The sequence below is a fragment of the Bradyrhizobium sp. URHC0002 genome, from assembly GCF_054059515.1.
Genome location: NZ_JBSSCF010000001.1, coordinates 6,002,876 through 6,019,252, shown reverse-complemented (window position 1 = coordinate 6,019,252; position 16,377 = coordinate 6,002,876). Strand labels below are relative to the sequence as shown.

14 protein-coding genes and 2 pseudogenes are annotated in these 16,377 nt (G+C 58.0%); 8 read left to right on the top strand and 8 right to left on the bottom strand.

Annotation, left to right across the window (positions count from 1 at the left end; all coding sequences use genetic code 11):
• Nucleotides 1-321: 321 nt before the first annotated feature.
• The 4 genes and pseudogenes from ACVWVY_RS29440 to ACVWVY_RS29425 form a co-directional block, all read right to left on the bottom strand.
• Nucleotides 322-642 carry a hypothetical protein gene (locus ACVWVY_RS29440; RefSeq protein ID WP_456629655.1) on the bottom strand — a complete coding sequence of 107 codons (321 nt, stop codon included), beginning with the start codon at nucleotides 640-642 and terminating at the stop codon, nucleotides 322-324.
• A 78-nt stretch (nucleotides 643-720) separates the two neighbouring features.
• Nucleotides 721-1,179 carry an Hsp20 family protein gene (locus ACVWVY_RS29435; protein WP_456629654.1) on the bottom strand — a complete coding sequence of 153 codons (459 nt, stop codon included), beginning with the start codon at nucleotides 1,177-1,179 and terminating at the stop codon, nucleotides 721-723.
• Nucleotides 1,180-1,570: 391 nt separating this feature from the next.
• Nucleotides 1,571-2,427 (bottom strand): annotated as a pseudogene (locus ACVWVY_RS29430) (SDR family oxidoreductase).
• 73 nt (nucleotides 2,428-2,500) lie between these two features.
• Complete coding sequence (locus ACVWVY_RS29425; protein WP_456629653.1) at nucleotides 2,501-4,090, bottom strand: FAD-dependent oxidoreductase; 1,590 nt, start codon at nucleotides 4,088-4,090, stop codon at nucleotides 2,501-2,503.
• A gap of 194 nt (nucleotides 4,091-4,284) precedes the next feature.
• On the opposite strand from ACVWVY_RS29425, the gene ACVWVY_RS29420 reads away from it, so the two are divergent.
• From ACVWVY_RS29420 to ACVWVY_RS29405, 4 genes are all read left to right on the top strand, one after another.
• Nucleotides 4,285-4,800 (top strand): YciE/YciF ferroxidase family protein, encoded by a 516-nt coding sequence (locus tag ACVWVY_RS29420; protein WP_456629652.1) that lies wholly within the window; start codon nucleotides 4,285-4,287, stop codon nucleotides 4,798-4,800.
• Between the two features lie 356 nt (nucleotides 4,801-5,156).
• A complete protein-coding gene (locus tag ACVWVY_RS29415) occupies nucleotides 5,157-5,333 on the top strand; it encodes a hypothetical protein (protein WP_456629651.1) in 177 nt (58 codons plus the stop codon).
• A gap of 1,188 nt (nucleotides 5,334-6,521) precedes the next feature.
• Nucleotides 6,522-6,722: a hypothetical protein gene (locus ACVWVY_RS29410; protein ID WP_456629650.1), complete on the top strand. Its 201-nt coding sequence runs from the start codon at nucleotides 6,522-6,524 to the stop codon at nucleotides 6,720-6,722.
• A gap of 81 nt (nucleotides 6,723-6,803) precedes the next feature.
• A complete protein-coding gene (locus ACVWVY_RS29405; RefSeq protein WP_456632335.1) occupies nucleotides 6,804-7,136 on the top strand; it encodes an ATP dependent DNA ligase in 333 nt (110 codons plus the stop codon).
• A gap of 1,023 nt (nucleotides 7,137-8,159) precedes the next feature.
• Here ACVWVY_RS29405 and ACVWVY_RS29400 read toward each other — a convergent pair.
• Together ACVWVY_RS29400 and ACVWVY_RS29395 are read right to left on the bottom strand one after the other, a co-directional pair.
• On the bottom strand, nucleotides 8,160-8,486 hold the full coding sequence (locus ACVWVY_RS29400) for a hypothetical protein (protein WP_456629649.1): 327 nt from the start codon (nucleotides 8,484-8,486) through the stop codon (nucleotides 8,160-8,162).
• Nucleotides 8,487-8,760: 274 nt separating this feature from the next.
• Nucleotides 8,761-9,348 (bottom strand): annotated as a pseudogene (locus ACVWVY_RS29395) (SOS response-associated peptidase family protein).
• Nucleotides 9,349-9,535: 187 nt separating this feature from the next.
• On the opposite strand from ACVWVY_RS29395, the gene ACVWVY_RS29390 reads away from it, so the two are divergent.
• The 4 genes from ACVWVY_RS29390 (at nucleotide 9,536) to ACVWVY_RS29375 (ending at nucleotide 12,455) form a co-directional block, all read left to right on the top strand.
• Nucleotides 9,536-10,075 carry a hypothetical protein gene (locus tag ACVWVY_RS29390; protein ID WP_456629648.1) on the top strand — a complete coding sequence of 180 codons (540 nt, stop codon included), beginning with the start codon at nucleotides 9,536-9,538 and terminating at the stop codon, nucleotides 10,073-10,075.
• 161 nt (nucleotides 10,076-10,236) lie between these two features.
• On the top strand, nucleotides 10,237-10,707 hold the full coding sequence (locus tag ACVWVY_RS29385) for a hypothetical protein (protein WP_456629647.1): 471 nt from the start codon (nucleotides 10,237-10,239) through the stop codon (nucleotides 10,705-10,707).
• Between the two features lie 168 nt (nucleotides 10,708-10,875).
• Entirely contained in the window at nucleotides 10,876-11,322 is a 447-nt protein-coding gene (locus ACVWVY_RS29380; protein ID WP_456629646.1) for a hypothetical protein, read from the top strand.
• 764 nt (nucleotides 11,323-12,086) lie between these two features.
• A complete protein-coding gene (locus ACVWVY_RS29375; RefSeq protein WP_456629645.1) occupies nucleotides 12,087-12,455 on the top strand; it encodes a hypothetical protein in 369 nt (122 codons plus the stop codon).
• A 275-nt stretch (nucleotides 12,456-12,730) separates the two neighbouring features.
• Here the strand turns inward: ACVWVY_RS29375 and ACVWVY_RS29370 are convergent, their stop codons facing one another.
• Nucleotides 12,731-13,144: a hypothetical protein gene (locus ACVWVY_RS29370; RefSeq protein ID WP_456629644.1), complete on the bottom strand. Its 414-nt coding sequence runs from the start codon at nucleotides 13,142-13,144 to the stop codon at nucleotides 12,731-12,733.
• Between the two features lie 1,443 nt (nucleotides 13,145-14,587).
• Nucleotides 14,588-16,249 carry a recombinase family protein gene (locus ACVWVY_RS29365; RefSeq protein ID WP_456629643.1) on the bottom strand — a complete coding sequence of 554 codons (1,662 nt, stop codon included), beginning with the start codon at nucleotides 16,247-16,249 and terminating at the stop codon, nucleotides 14,588-14,590.
• Nucleotides 16,250-16,377 lie beyond the last annotated feature (128 nt).

Genomic DNA, 16,377 nt, shown 5'->3' with positions numbered 1-16,377 from the left:
CGGTCCGGCGAAAGCCAACCCGTGGGGTACGGCCTGCAATGGCGGACTCCGGCGCTCCGGAAGTGTCGTGTCGGGCCTTCCTCCTGGTGCGCCTCTATTCCACAAGGCGAAGGATTCGGCGCCGGTTCATTCGATCGAGAGCGTGGACAACCTCATCTCTATCGAGGACGGCGATGAGCCGGTGCACTGTACGTGTGGCATCATGCGGGCCTGGCGCGCTGTGTTCTGCGAGGATGCGCCTGGCATCCACCATAGCCCGCAATACCGTGTCCTGATCCGTGGTGTTCATCGTACGCCCTCCCGGTGGATTTGGCGTTCGCTCTACGCCGCAAGTGCACGATGGGAGGACCGCAACCGAAAGGGTTTGCCTCCCGGCGGATCCCATGGCCTGCCGTCGAATTCGCAAAGTGCGCCGATGATCTCGTCAATAGTCACCGGCGCTTTCAGGCCATTGGGCGCTCGGAGTGCAGGGCACGAAGCAATAGCAGACGCATCTGAAGCCCAGGAGGCGAGAATGGCGCGCTTCTCGGCCGATGTCAGCGTGGGGTGGCTTACGACGTCCCGGGGATTGAACACCGTGCCGGGATGTATCAGGGCGTTGATGTCGAAGACATTGTCTTTGATAGCGGTCGTCGGCCGCATGGTACCCTCCTATTCCAGACGAGGTTGCGATGCCGCGCGCCGGGCGCCGGCGCGCGGTGAGATCACGGAGCGAAGCCATTAGGCCGCTTTAGAATCGATCTGCTTGACGTTCCCGCCGGCTACGCCGGTGACGGCGATGCGGCGAGGCTTCATGGCCTCGGGGATCTCCCGGACCAGTTCGATCTTGAGCAGGCCATTGTCAAATGCGGCGCTCTTCACCTGCACATAATCGGCAAGGTTGAACTGGCGCTTGAAGCGCCGGGTCGAGATGCCCTGATACATGAACTCCCGATCAGTCTTCTCGGCCTTGTCGCCCTCAACGGTAACCACGTTCTGCTCTGCGGTCACCGAGATCTCGGCGGGTGAGAAACCGGCAAGAGCCAGCGAGATCTGATAGTGATCTTCGCCAAGCCGTTCGATGTTATAGGGTGGATAGTGGTCCTCGCCGACGTGCTGGGCGGCCGCTTCCGCGAGATCGAAGAGGCGGTCGAAGCCGATGGTCGAGCGCCAGAGAGGTTCAAAGTTGTAACTGCGCATAGCCAAATCCTCCAATGAGCAAGTTGGTTACGAGCGGCACCGTAAACGACCGGTGCCCGTCTCCGGCCCGGGCCGATCAGGCACCCGGACACCACCGTATGGTGGCGACAAAAAAATTAGGAAAACCGGTTTTGGTTTCAAGGGAGCCGCAAAAAATTTTGAGGGCTTCCTTTGCTCGTCAGTTTGAGGCCCGCGCCGTACTCGGCCGGGCTGCCGCGGTCTCGGAACAGAAACGGCTCGTTGATTTTTTAAGCCACGTTGCTTCCGAAGATGCCCGCCCGCAAGGGCGTCGCGCTTGTGCAGCCATACTCGTCGGATTCATGAAACGATGCGCATCAAATACGGTGTGCAGGACGATGATGGGGTTCGCTGCGTTCTACTCTTCGTGCGTCTACAGGAAGGGCTTGCCGCCGGTAACGGCGATGGTCGCGCCTGATACGTAGCTCGAAAGCGGATCGGCCAGCATGACGTACGCCGTGCCAGCTCGACCGGCTGACCGGGACGCTTCATCGGGACCTGTTTGCCGAAATTTTTTACGGAATCCTCGGGCAGGGTCGAAGGAATGAGCGGTGTCCAGATCGGTCCCGGGGCGACCGCGTTGGCGCGAATGCCTTTTTCGGCCAGCATCTGTGCCAGACCCGCCGTGAAATTATGAATCGCGCCCTTGGTCGTTGCATACGCCAGCAGCGTCGGGTTGGGTACATCCGAATTGATCGAGGCCGTGTTGATAATGCAGCTACCCGGCTTCATGTGGCCGACCGCGGCCTTGGTGAGATAGAACATCGCGTGGATGTTCACCTTGAACGTCAGTTCCCATTCCTCGTCGCTGATCTCGTCGATGGATTTGAAGCTGGCCTGATGGGCCGCGTTGTTGACGAGGATATCGATCCCGCCCAGCTCCGATACGGCCTTGGCGATGACCGCGCGGCATTGGCCCGGGTCCTGGATGTCGCCGGGCAGCAGAACGGCCTTTCTGCCGGCTTCTTTCACCAGCCGCTCGGTCTCCCGGGCGTCGTCGTGCTCGTCAAGATAGGAGATCAGAACGTCAGCGCCCTCCCTGGCATAGGCGATGGCAACCGCGCGGCCGATCCCGCTATCGCCACCGGTGATGACGGCCTTCTTGCCGGTGAGGCGACCGCTGCCTTTGTAGGATTTTTCGCCGTGATCGGGCGCCGGGTTCATCGCGGCAGTCTTGCCGGGCATCGGCTGATGCTGGCTCGGGAAGGGAGGCCGGGGATAATGCAGCATTTTCGGTTCTCCAAGAGAGCACGGGGTGGTCGAACGTCGCGGGTGGTCCGCGCCGAACTCTGGTTGATGCGCTTCAGGTTTCCGAATGGAGTGAATTCTGCCGTTTGCCGTCTTGATCTGCGCCGGCAGAGCGCGTCTCGACGTCCGCTTCGGCCAGAGAGCCGATGGCGGGAGCATTGAGCGGCGTGCCGTCGACTGCAAAGTGAGATCCGTGACAGGGACAATCCCAGCACGTCTCGAAGGAATTCCAGTGCAGGTGGCAGCCCACATGCGAGCAGGCGGCAGAGCGCGCATATAGCTTGCCGGAAGGAGCACGATAGGCAGCGATCTTGCGCATGCCTTGCCGGATGATGGCGCCGTGTCCGGCTTTCAGATCGCTGACATCACTCAACTCGCCCGGCGCGAGGTACTCGGCAAAGTTCTTCACCGCGGTCACGTTCTCTCTCAGGAAGTTGCCTATTGCGGCGGGCGTCTTGCGCGAGGGCTCATAAACGTCGGCCCATCTGGCCTCTCTTCCGAGGATCAGGGCCGAATTGATCATGGCGCCCGCCACGCCGTGGGTCATGCCCTGGCCGGAATCGCCGGTGTGCACGTAGATATTATTGCTTCCCGGATTCCTGCCGATGAAGCCGGCGTAGTCGATGGTGTCGAGCACCTGTCCGGACCAGCGATGAGTGACGTCTTTCGCGGCAGGAATGAGATCGCGCGTCCCGGCCTCGAGGGCCTGGAAGCGCACTTCGGCATCGTCGGCTTCGCCACTCTTGTGATCGCCGCCGTCAACGATGAGAAAGTCGGCACGACCTTCGCCCGGCTGCAGCCGCACATAGTGGTAGGGGTCGAGCGTGTCCCAATACAGGGCGTCCGGAATGGCCCCTTTCGGAATCGAAAAGGCCATCGCGTAGGTGCGATAGGGAGCCATCTTGGTATGCAGCGCAAATCGATCGACGATCGGAGCATTGGTGGCCACGACCGCGGCCCGGGCCGTTATCGTTCCGCCGCCGGCCGTGACAACGACCCTGCCGTCGTCGCGCTCTTCGAAGCTTTCGACGATCGTGTCGCAGTGGAAGCTGCCGCCCTTCGCCTCGACGGCAGCGACAAGACCCTTGAGGTACTTGAGAGGATGAAACGTAGCTTGGCGCGGATAACGCAGTACGTGCTGCTGCTCGCAATGGGCGAGGGGAACGCCGACGAGCCGATGGACGGGCGCGCCGACCTTGCGCACCGCATCCAGCTCGTCTTCGATGATTTTCGAGTCGGTGTTGAGCGCCTGAAACAGGTAACCGTCGAGGCGACGAAAATCGCAGTCGATGGATTTCCGCTTCTGGATCTCCTCGATGCGATCCACCGCTGCCGCCTGGCCCTGGTAGAACCGGCGGGATATCTCCTCGCCGCGCAGGCCAATCATCGCAGACGTCAGATCATCGCATAACGGCGCCAGATGCGCGCTGGTGCGCGCCGTGATGCCGCCCGCGATCTTCCCGCGATCAAGCACGATGACATGGGAGCCTTCGATGGCAAGTTCATAGGCCGTGGAAATCCCGGCAATACCCGCGCCAACGATGACAACATCGCATTCGCTGCCGCCCTGAAACGGTGTGCCGCGCGGAGCTACTGCAACGTCCATCCAAAGTGACGTGCTGCGCCGATCGACGAAACGATCCATTGGAATCCATCCGGTCGAGAACGAAGTTGAAAGTCAAACGGCCGACCGGGTGACTCGTTCCTGGCGATCTCTGGGGTTGTCAGGTCTGACGCCGCCGAGCGTCTGGTATTGGCGACCGGGGTGCGCGCGGCGAGGGCGGCTTCGGAACAATGGCACTGGCGAGACGTTCAACGGCATTCAATCAGGAGGATGCGATGGGTTTATTCACGAAAGAGATCAAGACAATGGACGACCTCTTCCTGCACGGTCTGCAGGATATTTATTATGCTGAACAGCAGATCACGAAGGCCTTGCCGAAGCTGATCGAGAAAGCCACCAACCGGGATCTTATCGCAGGCCTCAAGGCGCATCTGGAGGAGACCAACAAGCAGATCGAGCGGCTGGACAAGGTGTTCCTGAAGCTCGAGAAGCAGCCGAGCGGTACCCAATGCCCGGCCATCGATGGCCTGATCAAGGAAACCGCTGAGGTGGCCGGCGAAGTGGACGATAAGGCGGTGCTAGATGCGGCGATCGTCGCCGGCGCGCAAGCTGTCGAGCATTACGAGATCTGCCGGTACGGTACGCTGATCGCATGGGCTGAGAAGCTTGGTCACGACGAAGTGGTCCGCTTCTTGACGACCAACCTCAACGAGGAAAAGGCGGCCAACACCAAGCTAAATACGGTCGCGCTTCGAAGGGGTGTCAACACCAAGGCGTCAAACGCGGCCTGATACAGCAGTTCGTAGGGTAGGCAAAGCGAACATGCACGGCAGTTATTGCGGATCGATGGTGGGCAGCGCGCGAGCGCATTTGCCACCCTATATAAGAGCTCAATCCGGCAGTTCGACCATGTGCGCGGCCGTGACACTCGCGATGCCAATCCTGAGTTCTGCATCGTAGGCCCTAGGGCTAGCGATGGCGGTTGGCCAACCGTTCCTTAACTCATCGCCCGTAGGACCACGGGCAATCGCGGATCGCGCCCAGGTCCCCGCGAGAGTAACCCGCCGACTCAACCCGGCGGGCTTCTTTTTGGGAAGACTGGGGTCCAATCGCGGTCTCAGAAAAGGACGCCGCCGGTTCGAAATGCATGCCCGGCGGCGCTTTGGTCACATTCAAATTCCCCGCATCCGATCGTGAGCAATGTCTGGAGACGCTGGTCGCATTTTCCGAAAACGGGCTGATGCTGCAGCCGCAAACCATCAGCGCGCTGGCTAGAGAATTGCTTGGTTGCGCTTCTAACCTGATCGGACATTCGCTTCCCTAAAGTTAAGGCGGCTGCTGCGGTCAGTATCTTCCAACGAGCGGTCCGGCCCAGTCGAACTTGTAGTTCAAGCCGACTTTGACAACTTGAATCGTTCTCCTGATGTCGTCGTCGAATGGAACTGTACCGGCCAGATTGCTGGTGGGGGTGAGTAAAATGCGCTCCGTTCCAAAATCCATATAGTTGTACTCGGCCTTGACGGACCAATTTGCGCAAAGGCGTACTCGATACCGACGCCGACCATCCAGCCCCACCGCGTTGCGTCCCCGGTCACAAATTTAAAGCCTGCCAGACCGGGAGCAGCCAGATTAAAGGGAGAAATTGTCGCCCAGTAGTCGTCGTGCGCCCAAGCGGCGCCACCTTTCGCATAAAGCAGCACCCGATCCTAAGCCACACCCACGCGGGGTGCCACAGGGCACTCTGGAGGGCGAGCGCTCATTAACCACAATCGCCGGTGGCGCAAAATTGTACTTTCGCACGCGATGGTTGAGGTTTTTACTTCCTAAACTAATCGGGGGATCCGCCCATGATAGTTCTGAGGGAAGCCGCGATCGGTCGAAGCATTGTCTACCGTCGCGAGGAGGGTGAGCCACAGACCGGGGTCATTACCTCGATCAGCCTTCGCCGGGCATTTGTGCAGTTCGGCGGCCAACCGTACAGCGTGGCGGTCAGTCCAGCCGAGCTGGACTTCATTGAGCCGAGCAAACGATCTTCAAAGCCCAACCGAGCAGTCCACTCCTAGGCGGACCGCGGTGGTGGGAGCTGGCGCTCAAGCGCGAGAAGTTTCTCTGATTGGATTCGTGAAGGACCCGACGGGCGTCGCCGCGCTCTACCTCTGACGAATCTAATTGTCCCAAGCCTTTTGGGGCGACCCCGGCGCAGATAGGTGTGGGCTGCGCCGGGGCGCTGCGCACTCGCCCGCCGATACTTGGGAAGGGGGCTTGGGGAATCGGCTAAGCGAGCATACTTAGAATAACACAACCGTGGCGGGTTTGCCAACGCAGCCGGATGCGAAAAATAGTTGAGCAACTTAAACAGGCCGAACAGTGCATAACCACGGAAAAGCCGTGGGGCCGCTTTTTTCCTGCCGAAACGCAATGCGCGTGTTGCGAGGACAAGCTTCTCGCCGCCGAGAGACTTGGCAAACTAGCAAAGCCGTCGGGAGATAATTCCTGACGGCTTTTGTTTTTCATGCGTATCCGACAAGCCGCTGCTGTGCATGCAGCCAACCTCCCTCGCCAATCACCGATCAACAATGGCATGAAACGACCCCCTAATCGCGCAGCAATCGAGCGCAAGCAACTGTTACTAGATCTCCTCGGCGAAAACGACATCGAACTGCCGGTGCTCTATTCTGAACATCTCGTCGGCGACGGTCAGAAAAATGTTTGAACATGCGGCCAAGCTGAATTGGGAGGGCATCATCTCGAAGCGCGCTGACGTCCCGTATCGGTCGGAGCGAACAGAGACTGGCTGAAGATCAAGGCCGTACAGAAGGGAAAATTTCCAGTCGTCGGGTTTGTCAAAGACCCAAGCGGGGTCGCCGCGCTGTATCTCGGCAAGCAGGAGGGCAAGGACCTTGTCTATATGGGCAAGGTCGGGACCGGATGGTCTCGCACTGTTTCCAGTCAAATCAGGAAGCAGCTCAATACGGTGGTGAGCCCAAAGTCCAAGCTAACAAGACCTATCAGAAAGCCGAAGGCGACGTGGGTAGAGCCGAAGTTCCACGCCGATGTTGAGTACCGCGACGTCACGTCGGAAGGCTTGTTGCGGGCCAGTTCATTTAAGGGACTGGCTCGAAAATAGAAGCCGGTTGGATAAGGCGTGAGCGTCGGTCCGGCGCGACGATCGTCTTCCGATGTCTGCTGTTGGGTGTTGAACAGACCTAAATCATCCGCGGCCGAAGGTCGTCTTTTGACCCAGAGCGGACATCGCGCGGTTTCACTAAATGTTTAGCATTCTGGGACCCGAAGGGTTGATAGAGAAAATATATAAAACCAACGCACTCAGGTGCGTAGCCAGCAGGAATGTCGATGAGGCGATTTTTTCAACGCGTTATTGTTTGGTCCATACTGACACTGTGTCTCACCGGCCTCGACGGAAGCGCCCAAGAAGTTCTTTCGCCATGCGCGTCGCGCGAACCGCCCCTTTCAACATGCTCAGAACTTGCTGCCGCGTGCGTTGCCTATTTCAACAGTCCCGTCACGCCGAATGATACTCTGCGAAGCAAGATGGTCGATCTGGATGCCAACTCCTGCATCGGATGGAAAAACAAATGCTTGAATAGCGGGATGTGGCAAGGTCCAAACTGCGTAATCATCAATATTCAGCGGAGGTAGGACCGCCACGTTCAGACGATCTGTGTGCTCTTTTCGGACGGTTGCGATGCGTCAGCTTGTGGCACATTTCAGACGTGCTGGTGCAGTCCTCCGATGTCCGATGTTGGTGGATGAACAGACCTAAATCAGCCGCGCTCGAAGGTCGCCTTTTGACCCGTACCAGATGACACGCCTTATCGGGTCGGGAGCCGGGATAGAATCCAGCCGACCATCAACTAAGCGAACAGGTCCGCGCCGGATTGCGTGAAGCGGACGAAGGTGTCCTGTCATGGAGTACGAGCCAGCCGCGTTCGATCGCAAACTTCAGTCAGGCCGAATATTCCGCAGGGCTGCCCCTATCGACGTACAGGAACGGACCGTTGATTTTCTCAATGTAGATACGGCCATCCTTGCACCACCTCGAAGGCGTGGGCGTGCTGCATCAGTCGTCGTGCTGCTTTTTCGGGATCAGCAATTGGACGGTCGGCGGTTCACTTCATGGCGTTACAAGTCAAGCCGATCGTCGGTGCATCGCAAATGTTTGTCTTGGCGCTACTCGAGCAGCGTCTCTGAGGCTTGCGGCTTGGCGCTGTGCCAGTTTGCGATCGATGTGTTCGACGCGCTCTGCAATGGCGTTCATTTCGCAGCGTATCTCTATCAGCTGATCACCGACGATCCGCCCAACGGTTAGTTTAACGGCGGCAGAGAAGACATAGAAGATGAGTGTTGCAGAGAGAAGGCAAGCGATGCTCGTTCGAGCTTCTGGAAATATGCTCCAGAGAATGAGACCCATAACCGCGACAACCACCCAACCGACGATCCTAAGTATTCGATCCATCTCAAAATCCTCCTACAAAAGCGGACTAGTGAAAATTGGCTCTACCGCTGGAAATGTAATCGCGCATTGCGGGCCAGCCGGGTTTAAAATCCTTTCGATAAAACCGATGAAGCCTGAAGAGACTGGTCCACACTTGGACGGGTGTGTAGTCATAAATTCTGTTCCGCCTGAGGAACAAAAAAACTGTTGCTGCAAGGCAACAGTCAACGGCTGCAAACTGCTTGTCAACAGAAATGAACAGAGGAAATGACAGGCCTAATGGCCCCGGCTTTCTTCATGCCGCTGCTGGCTTGTCTTCCTTGTCAGCCCCTCGCATCATCCAGCAATGGCCGCTGTAGAGCCTTCGCCTCATCCCATGGCGCGCGCATCCAGACGTCGCGCTCTTCATCGGTCAGTAGGATGACCGGCATGGCCTTGGGGTGGATCGGCTCGACCACGGCGTTCGGCGACCTGGTAAGAAAGCCGTAGACGTTATGTGGGCCGGGGATCGGTTTTGATTTCGTCCCGCGGTCGCCTTTGAACTCGCTCCAGATGCCGGCGAAGCAGGTCAGCGGCCGATCGTCGTTGATCGCGAACCAGACCACGTCCTTTTTCTTGGTCTCGGGGCTCGGCTCAGGCGCGTATTCGGCAAAGCTGTTGAACGGCACCAGACAGCGGTGTTCCGCCTTCAGCCAGCCCCGCCAGTGCGGCGAGACGGTATTGCGGATGTTGGTCACCGGCGGCCCGCTGGTCCGCGGCGGCGGCGGCATGCCCAGCGCATCAAGACGAGCTCGCGGTCGGCGCCGGCGTTGCGCACGACCGGCGCGGGATAATCCGGAAACACGCCCGGCGTCGGCTGCAGGTTGCCGACATAGCGGTTCATGACGCGGAAGGCAGACGACCGCGGGGTCAACACTCCAGAATATCCTCGACGATCACGGCGAGGGGCACGTCATCCAACTCTTGCGGACATCACCGAGACGGAAAATCGCCGAGTGCGCATTGACGCATTTGCGCTCTACGCTATTTCGAACATCATGGTTGCGTTTCCCGCGTGGGCGGACTCTGGCTTGCGATGGCTCGAAGTGTTCGACGGGATCGACATAGCAGCCGCCCAGCGACAGGCGAAACTGAACCGTGATGTTGTTCCGCAGAGGTACGGCGTTGCCACGCTGATCCACCGTGAGCTAAACGCAGCCTTTGCGAAGAAGCCAGATGTGGCGCTACCGCGGCAGACTGCTCGGCAACGGCGGGAGGAACTGGCGGCAGCGAAGGGGAAGATCGTTGAGCGGAAGATAGAGTTGGGGCGACAGCTTGCACAGTTGCGTGACACCATGCCGAATAACCGGCGGTTTGGCGTGGCCGTTCGCAGGCAGTTCGATATCCACGACGCGAACGAGGCGTCCGAGATGGCGCGCGTCTGCCGGCTATACGGTGTTAGGCCCGAGATTTACCGCGCAATCGGGTGGCGTGCACTGGTCGAACTGGCTTCGCAGACCACGCCGGAGCCGGTGCGGCTGGAGATCGAGGCCAAGATCCTCGCCGGGGAACGCGTCACCGGCGCTGAGATCATCCGCGCTCGCGTTTGTGAGCCACTCGGTATCGCGTAACCGTGGCCCTGCGACGGCCCGCCCGCGTTATTATGTCAGAAATGCGACGGTTCCAATGTCGCTGCACCTGCATGGCAGCCGACATAAACGGTGGACAACGAGAATATTTTGCTTGACCTTCGGGACTTCGTTAGCCCTGCAACAGTTTGGAGCATTGCTAAATGAGTTTTACCGAAGAACTTCTCGCCAGTTCCCCTCTATCGAAAACCGACGACATTGAACGCGATATTGGCGAATTGATTCAAATCAGCCATCCCGCACTACCTTCGATCCACATCGTCCCCAACGACCATCCGCTTCCGAAAGGCCCGATGCCCGACTACGTCGAGCACAAGGACGGCGTTAATCAGGTCGGCAGACTTTCCGCCGAAGTTGTCGTTCGCGAATATGATGCGGCCGTAAAGGAGATCGAAGCGCTCGGTGCCGAACTGACAGAGGCTGCCAGGAAGTGCGAGGCCACAGTTGCCGGCGTTCATGCCACGGTGAACGAGATCAAGAAATTGGCGGCGAACTATCGCGAGGAAGGCAAGCGCTATTTCTTGCAGATCGAGGAATGCTCGCTGATGACATCCGAAGTTCGCATAGTCTGCGAAACTCTTAAGAAAAGAATCAATGCAACTATCGCCGCCTGATTGTTGGACTTTGGCGGACCCCTCGGTGACCAAGCTCGCCAGCTCACAGCGGCTGGGCCGCGCCGTCTCTTCCCCGACGCTGACTAACAAATGTTAATGCTGGCGGCTTGACCCGCCTGGAGCGAAACAAAGGCTTTCCCGAATTTCATCATGTTAGATTTCCAAGCGGTGGGTTTCATCATGATAAGCAATGCAGAACGGCAGGCGCGCTGGCGCACCGTGCCGGACGCGGAGATCGAGACAGTGCGTGCCGCAACCACCAAGGCCGAGTTGGCACTGGCACACGCCGAGAATGACCTCTTGCGCCTGCGCGTACTCGACCTAGAGACGGAAGTTGCTCGCCGGGAGAGTGCCGCGAGGTCTACCAAGACCAAGGCGATCAGCGAAATTGCCTGCCTCAAGGAGAAGAACAAGGAGTTGCAATCCCAACTTCATCAAATGTGGGACTGGTACAACAACGAGATCACAAGCGTGGGCGGCCTGACCTTCAAGGCAAGCAGTCTGATCGCGAAGGCCCTGCATCCCGACGCCACGCCAAGCGAGGAGGTCAGGCTGGACGCGTTCAAGGCGTTCTCGGCGTGGAAGAGCGACAGGGACGCGGCGCGACGGCGCTAGTTCGACCCGCCCCGGACGAAACTTTCCTCCCACCCGCGTTGAGCAAGCTCGGTCATGTCTCCAGGGACGCGCTGACGCACATTAGCGCTGAGGCTTGTTAAGCTGTAGGCAGCTATCAAAACGCATGTGCGAGCCGTTCTAAGTCACGGTAGGCCTATCCAAGGCGCCAACCCATGCGCAGAACCCGAACCTATTGTGTGGGTTCGTCGCGGTGTGCTCCCGGACGACGACCGTCACATGTTCAGCCGATGTCCCGTTGTCGACGTCGAGGACGGGCGCGTTGATCTTCCCCACATCGACTCGGCCAGCATTAGCGGCGATGCATGCACTTGTAAAAAGCTCGTGTCGGAATCATAGTGTGCATTGGTGGATTGCATTCCTTTAGCGCGCGAGGTCCGCCCGTGCCGAGAATGCCCAAATATGCCAAGATCCAAAATGCCCGGAACCGCAGATCCCCGCCATCTGCGGTGAGATTTTTCAACAGTCCTTTCGGACTGTGGTTGTTGTCAGCAATATTTCTGACAGTGGGGGGAGCGGCTTTATCCGCGAGACAGGAGTGCTTGACGTCGGCTCGGTCAGATATCGAGAACTTCTCTCGCCTTTCTGCCGAGCTTATCTCTCGCCGCGGGCGAATACATGACGCAGTCCTAAATTCTTCCAATATTATCGACTATCGGAAGGCGGCGGGGTCAAACGCTTACGCGAGCTACAAGGAGTATGATGGCCGCAGTTTTAAGGAACTTGTAAGCCATCAGCGAAACATCATGACGCATTTCGACTTGGCCAAGGAAACGCTAGATCAGTATGCAAAACTCCAGCCGGATTATAGTAGCGACAAAATTGATTTTGTGTTGGCCGGTGGTTGGGGGGCGGACATGATGACTGACGAAGAACTGAAGGAAGCGCAGAAGGGGGATATGATCAAGGCTTCCGCCCTGCTTCGCATGTTCGAATCCAATTTGAATCTTAAGCCAGCGTGCTCCTTTTGGCGATTGATGATGCGCGAGATTTTCGACGACAACAGGACGGTTACTGAAGTTCCGAACATCATTGGTCTAACCGAGTATCGCCAAATCTACGAGAAGATGCTGAAGCGACCTGGTGATCTTTCCAGCGGGCAACCGCCTCGTTGAATTTTCACGGTTGCGCCAATCCTTGGGCTTCAACCGCATTACCGGCTCGTGAATCTCCAAAATGGTCAACGCACTATCGAACGGCTTTTCGGCCCATTGCCACCCATCGATCAAAGGCATAAACAGGAAAACGCCTCCTTCACGCGACCTATCGAGTGATGGGTCGGGTTCTTGACTTTGATCCAGTCCGGCGAGCGACCCCGATACCGGCTATCGGCGCAGTCGTACTGTCGTGAAGCATCACGATCGGATGCAGACCAAGATGGATCGGTCGATCAGGTGGGGTTCTTGAGCTTCTTACCAGAGGGCACGATTGCTATTCCAAGGTCCTGACGCATCGCGGAGACCAGTTCGAGCATATGTTTGTCTCTCTCGGGACTGCCCGGGTCGGGGTCCCTCCAGGCTTTCAATGCGCACAAGACTCGCTCAGAGGCGACGAGTTGCACATGTGCAACAGCAAGCGAATAAGTCGCCTCCGCATGGGCAGTTGAATCTCCTTCAAGCCTGTCGAGGTCGGCAATGGCCGAGAGAAGTCTGGCGAAGGCTTCCTTTCTCTCCGAAAATCGGAGGGACTCCTTACTGGCTCTTCGGCTCAATAGATGTTGCATAACGGCCGTTACGAGGCCGCCGATACCTAAACCACCAAGCCCAGTAAGTAGAAGGGCGAGCCAACTTTGTTCGGTGAGCATCGAAGACCAACTCTCAATCTGGCTCAGGCATGCCTGAACAGGTCCGGGCCGATTTCGCGCTGCTCGAAATCGGAAATGAGGATGCCATCGACTGGACGCGCGACTGTTCGAAAAGAGCGGCCCCGGCGCCCTCCACAGCGGGGCCGCTATACCCAGCCTCCAGCTTGGCGCCACTGGGAGTTGGCGAGCCGGAGATCGGGAAGGTTCGTTCCTACTGGCCGGGTCCCGCGCCCTAAGTGCAGCCGGCCCTAAGGTTCTATAACCACATGGCGGCTGCGATCAGGATGACCGCCCCGACCACAAGAACCATCATGTCGATAGTGAGCCAACGAGGGACGCGCTTCGCAGTCATGGCCTGGATCCTCGCAACCTACATTCTACGACGGACCCGAGCGGGACGTTGTGATATGGTTCACTTAATCGGGAAAAAATGGCAATTCGGCCGGGCGATGTCCGAGAACCTCCCACACGGGAATAGCCCGAATTGCAATGTTGGGCTTCGGGTTAAGCTCAGGCAACATCATCGGTGAGAGCGCTGCAGTACGGATGCGGATCTTTATTCTTGTTCTTCGCTGCGGTGAGCACCTTGGCGTTGCCATACCTCTGGTTCAATCAAGCTAAAGCGCGGAGAAAGGTCAGGGACCTTCTGATGACCATGACGCCGCTCTACAACGAGCAGCGGTCAGACGGTCCAATCAGTGCGTGCTACATTCGTGAACGCGCCAGCGACGTACCAGCAGCACAACGATGGCCTTATGTGGGAAGCGGGGAGGCTACTGAGGCCGATCAGTCATTGCGTGAGCGAAAGCAAAAACCCCCGCCGCTAACTTGGAGCAAACGGCGGGGGCAAATCAACAGGGTATGGAGCGAGGGTAGCCCGTGACCGAGGCCGATGTCGCTCGCAATGGCCTGCGGGAAGAAGTGAAGCGGACCGGCTAGCGCGCGACAAGACGAAGTTTTGAGCAACACGCGAAGTTCCTCAGCAACTGGAACTCACACTTAACGAAAGGGACGCCCCGTATGCCTAAGCTTCTCACAGTCTGAATTGTCCCGGCGACAGGCGTTCAGGCCAAGATCACGCGGCGACTGCGGTGCCACCGATGAGGCCGGCAATCGCCCATTAAGCCGGGCAAGCCAGCGCCGACGATAGGGGGAACGCGGGAGATCCGGCCGACGGTCTCGTACATTTCGGTTGCGTTGTCGGGCAAATCAGTGGTTCAAAGCCAAGCTACCGCCAAGGCCTTGCGACTTCCTCCAGGCATCTAAGAGCGGTTTCATTCCCACATGCCCGATACCTGCAGAGCGGCACGCAATTTCTTTGCGTGGCCGAAGGAGATGTCATGTCCTATCAATCCTCAGAGCTTGTCGAGATATCGAAGCTCAACGGCGATTTCAGAAAAAATTACGGCAAGCTAATCGGTGCCTATCTCTATCTACGATCCATCAGCGCGGCCCGCGGTCGTTCTTGGTTTTGGGGCCTAGTTTCCGTCGCTTGTTCTGTAGCTTTGGTCTGCCTAGCGCGGCATGGCTGGACGCTATCAATCTCATTTTAATCTCTCGGATCACCTCGTCCAAGCTATCGAGGTGCATGGCCTTTTCACGGGCCAAAGTTATATCCGAAAGCGTGACCCAACCCCCGGTTCCGGTCCCCCACGAAGCAGGTATCACCAGATAGTCCTTAATGGCTTTGTTGAGTTCGTTTAGTCGAAGTACGACCAGAACGCCGGCGGATGTTTCCCCGCGGTAGGCTCTCCAGTGCGGGGATTCATTTGGGCCTCTCTTTGGCAGTCGTCGCGCCGCCAGAAAGGTGATCTTGAACTTTCCATTCACCATCAAGCTGGCGCGTCTCTGCTCGACGACCTGCTTGATTCTTGGCTCCATTTTCAGCGCTTCAGCTAGTTGGGTGGCATGCTTTGCCAACACGTCAGGCCAAAAAACGCGAGGATCGATCCAGTCGCAGTGGCGCGAGGTGTCATACCCGAGCAGGGCGTAGACTTTTCGCAATGATCCGAAATGCTCAGCGTACGTGCCGGCAGAGGGAAGCCCGGGCGTGTTGTTGATGATGGCCCAACTCAGCTTGCCCTTTCGATGGAGAGTCGTCCGCAGCCTCAGCAACATCTGATCTTCTGGGATCTGGATGCGCCGCTCGGCCAATATCTTCTGGGCGCGCGCGAAGAGGTTCGGATCGACGATCGGATCGATGACAGCCAAACCTCGAATCCATCGATCTTTAGGATTGCTGATCAGCTTCTGTCCAATGGGTCGCGTAGTGCGGTTGTAAACGATATTGCCTATGTAGTTTTCATTCATAAGAATGATGCGAATCATGGTGCCGGTCCAAGGTCGCCCTTGATTGGTGACCTTCGCTTGATTGAGCTCCCGTGTGATTCGACTGTAGGATTTTCGTTCGACGACAAACTGATGGAAAATCCATCTGACGACGGCGGTCTCCTCATCAGAACCCGGCTGAAGCCGCACACGATCCGTGTGTAACGCCTTGCGCTCTCCCTTCGTAAGCCTGCCTTTTGAACGCGCGCTTTCATCGACCAACTCCCTGCGGAGTCCGAACGTGAGGGGGCCACCAACGCGATATCCGAGGGCTGCGACGCGGCTCTGACCAGTGTGCACCTTCACGCCAAGCTCTCGGCTATACTCGGCCGCCATCACACGCTTGATGTTCTTGACGATGCTCGAGAGGAGGCTTCCGTCGTTTTCGAACTGTTCAGCGCAATAGGCAACCTTGATGCCGCTTCGCTTGCAGACAAACTCGTAATGCGCGCTCTCGTCAACATCCTGAAAGCGTCCCCATCGGCTAACGTCATAAACCAGGATGTGGTCGAAGTCCGCTTTTCCTGATTGGACATCCTCGATCAGTTCGATCAGGCCCGGCCGTCCCTTGATCCTCAGTCCGCTGCGTCCCTCGTCGACATAGGTCCGGACGATCGAAAGGTTTCTTTGCTGTGCGTATGCACCGATTGCGGCGGCTTGGTTCTGAATCGAGTAACGCTGATAGTCCGTAGACATTCGAACATATTGTGCCGCGCGAAGCGCCTTCTGGGCTTTTGCCAGTTGGGTGTTGCGGCGGATGACGAGCGCATTGACCATGGGCTTTACTCCCGGTCGGTCTGCCTCGCAGGTCATCCAATCCCCGAACCGAGTTCGGCGCAAGGGCCTCGTCGGTTCGCGACTGGCGGGTCTCTATAGCCGACCCCAGCAACTGCCAGACGATTGCC